Consider the following 1,000-nt stretch of genomic DNA (forward strand, 5'->3'; position numbering starts at 1 on the left):
GTTTGATGATAGGATTATTTGTTTGATACATAAAATTACCTTTTATTTAATTATCTAATGATGTTAATTAAAACCGGTAACTTTCTTTTTTAAATCAGAATTGTCAGATTAAGTTAAGACTAATACAATATATTGCTGTTTGCGTTCCTTTGATAGTGATTGCTGCTTTGAGTTTCTTAATCACCACATTAGGCGCATTCATTGCAATTGGGGTTACTATTTTCTATTGGTGTGGTGGGGCGGGGCGGTTGATGGTTATCTGGTTATTCTGTTTTGGGTAGCGATTGGGATAGCACATAACGCAGAAGAGATATTAAAGTGGTGGATAGAAAGTCGTGCTGCCTTTCGTTTTTTTCGTCTGATTGATGAGGTTTAGGAGTAATAAAAGTGGGTGTTAACGGCTGGTTTAAAAAGAAAGACAAAAAGGTAATGCCACCAAAAAATCATTCTATTCAACCGAGTGAAAAAAATGCTTTTTCTGCTTTCTTTTTTAAATACCCCCAATATGTCACTGATGCATTTATTACATTAGGTGAAATAGAATGCATTAAAACAGAAAGTTCTATTTTGCCGGAAAATATTATCTTATTGAACCAGATTAATGGGCACCTCGAAAAACTCAAGATTTTCAATTAACCCTTGGCTTTCATTCTAAATAATTAGATTTTTTTTGATTATCACGTTACTGATTCTATCGCACATTGCCCTGGCTAGGGCCATTTGACCCATTCTGGGCGTCAGAAAGCCACGATGCACGCGCTCTGGAAGTACGCCAACCGCTTTAGGTTGTAACATGCTGCCATCATCGTCATGGCAAAATTAGCGCGCACCTGTCCAATGGTGCGGATCAGTTTTCTACCCATTTGTTCCATCGCCGCAAATGCATGTTCAACCCGTGCCCTAGTCTTTGCAATCCTGTGGTTTCGCCCTTGCTGAGTCTTGGACAACGGTTTGTTTCGATGGCCTTTACGCTGAATCTGGCTCCTATAGCCGTTTGCCT

Annotated in this window: 3 protein-coding genes; 2 read left to right on the top strand and 1 reads right to left on the bottom strand. The window is 39.0% G+C overall.

Features of this window, described 5'->3' with window-relative positions:
• The first annotated feature begins 226 nt into the window (after positions 1–226).
• Together CBG25_RS08445 and CBG25_RS08450 are read left to right on the top strand one after the other, a co-directional pair.
• The gene (locus CBG25_RS08445; protein ID WP_290605994.1) at positions 227–376 is read left to right on the top strand and encodes a hypothetical protein; all 150 of its coding nucleotides are present in this window, start codon (positions 227–229) and stop codon (positions 374–376) included.
• Positions 377–387: 11 nt separating this feature from the next.
• Entirely contained in the window at positions 388–636 is a 249-nt protein-coding gene (locus CBG25_RS08450; protein ID WP_290605995.1) for a hypothetical protein, read from the top strand.
• Between the two features lie 101 nt (positions 637–737).
• Here CBG25_RS08450 and CBG25_RS08455 read toward each other — a convergent pair.
• Positions 738–1,000 (bottom strand): transposase (locus tag CBG25_RS08455; protein WP_290603799.1); only part of this gene is annotated, 263 nt, incomplete at its 5' end.

The organism is Arsenophonus sp. ENCA (assembly GCF_002287155.1).
In the GTDB taxonomy this organism is placed as follows: domain Bacteria; phylum Pseudomonadota; class Gammaproteobacteria; order Enterobacterales; family Enterobacteriaceae; genus Arsenophonus; species Arsenophonus nilaparvatae.